At 53.3% G+C, this 1,642-nt stretch carries 2 protein-coding genes; both read left to right on the forward strand.

Annotation, left to right across the window (positions count from 1 at the left end):
- On the forward strand, positions 1-362 hold a 362-nt coding region (locus tag E0F99_RS29770; RefSeq protein WP_130909130.1), incomplete at its 5' end, for a hypothetical protein.
- A 278-nt stretch (positions 363-640) separates the two neighbouring features.
- Positions 641-1,336 (forward strand): hypothetical protein, encoded by a 696-nt coding sequence (locus E0F99_RS29775; RefSeq protein ID WP_083359007.1) that lies wholly within the window; start codon positions 641-643, stop codon positions 1,334-1,336.
- Positions 1,337-1,642: the final 306 nt, after the last annotated feature.

Genomic DNA, 1,642 nt, shown 5'->3' on the forward strand with positions numbered 1-1,642 from the left:
CCCTCAACGGAAAAACCGGCCTCAATTTCAAGCCATTGCAGAACGGTAGCAACCACGGCTGTGATGGCTGCGCGGTGGCGATCAATGGCGATACGATTACCGTGGTGGTGATGGATGCGAAGTCTTCTGTGAACGGTGTGAATGCGGCACGTACGCCCCATGGGGATCCGGAGACAAGATTGAGAGGGTGGTTGGCTGACGATTCGATAACCCAATCCGATCCTGCGTTGGCTCGAGCCTTGAGATCCGCGCTGGGAAGAGATGGAGTCAAAGTCCAAGGCGTTACCGTTAAAGTCGGTTTGCCAGCACCCGCTAAAACAGGTCAAGCAGAAGTTAAGGTGGAACCATGGCCCAAAAAATAAATCAATTTGAACGCGTGGGTGTGAACCCAAGGTGGCCCTCTTACAAATCAGTACTCGCTCGCATCGCCAGAGGGCCGCATGTTGAGGACGCGTTTTATGTCAGCGCGATACGCGAATACGTCACTAGGGAGGATGCAAGGCCCACTGATCCAATGATGGTTCCAAATAAAAATAATGCGACAGATAGCATCCCAGAACAAATGGCGCGGGTAAGACTTTATAAAGTACTTGCCACGGCCCCAGACAACGCGCAATGGTTGCGAGAATTGGCTCATTGGATGCGCTACTACCAAGTAGGTATTTGGCAATTATTTTTTTGGGCACACCAGTACGATCAATTCCATGGCAACCACATTCGCCAAGAAAACTACAGCATCCAAACCGGTGCCAACATGATGGCCGCGATGGCGATCCTGGGTTGGAAGGATGCCGTCATCCATCAGGGCTATCTCACTCATGCGGCTCTTAATCGCGGACATCAGTTGGTGATCGAGTACGAAGAACAGCACCGCCGCGCCCAGGCCTTTATGCTGCGCGTGTTTGCCGATTGGGTGGGCGATGTATCGCATCTTTGGCCGGCCTATGCGTATGACGAGCCCATCTACGAAGCTCTATTGGCCAGCTGGCGCACTCCCAACCCCGACGACTTGTTACCCTGCCTGCTTGCTGCATGTGACCGCCACACCTGGCAAACTGGCAAAGACAGTCAAAAGAATTCCTACGATTTCAATCAGGTTTGCCGCATGGAGCGCGTGCCGGTGGAAATCCTCTACATATTGCGTCTACGCCAATGGGAAGGCTTGCCCAATCCTCAGCAGATTGATCATCCGCTGATGGCCGCGCCCTTTGACCAATTGCCGCCCGAGCAGCCAGTGCCTGAGTTGGACGAATTGATGCAAGGTGTGCTCAAGCGCGCAAGGGAAGACTGGCCACAGTACGATGAAGTGCTGTCTTTGCCAGCATTGAAGAGTTGAATAGGTGCAAAAGGACCAGGGCAGGTTATTCCTGATGCAATCAGCCCACCTAAGTTCAGCCGGGTTGAAGACCTGTTTGGGCAGACATTTGAAAGTATCCCGCTGTCGCACCTTCCCAATTGGAAAACCGGTTCGCTTGTAAATGATGGGGGTGTTGGGCGAGCAACTGGCCCTTCAAACCCTCAACGGAAAAACCGGCCTCAATTTCAAGCCATTGCAGAACGGTAGCAACCACGGCTGTGATGGCTGCGCGGTGGCGATCAATGGCGATACGATTACCGTGGTGGTGATGGATGCGAAGTCTTC

Origin of the sequence: Pseudomonas antarctica, from assembly GCF_900624995.1 — a bacterium.
Lineage (GTDB): Bacteria > Pseudomonadota > Gammaproteobacteria > Pseudomonadales > Pseudomonadaceae > Aquipseudomonas > Aquipseudomonas antarctica.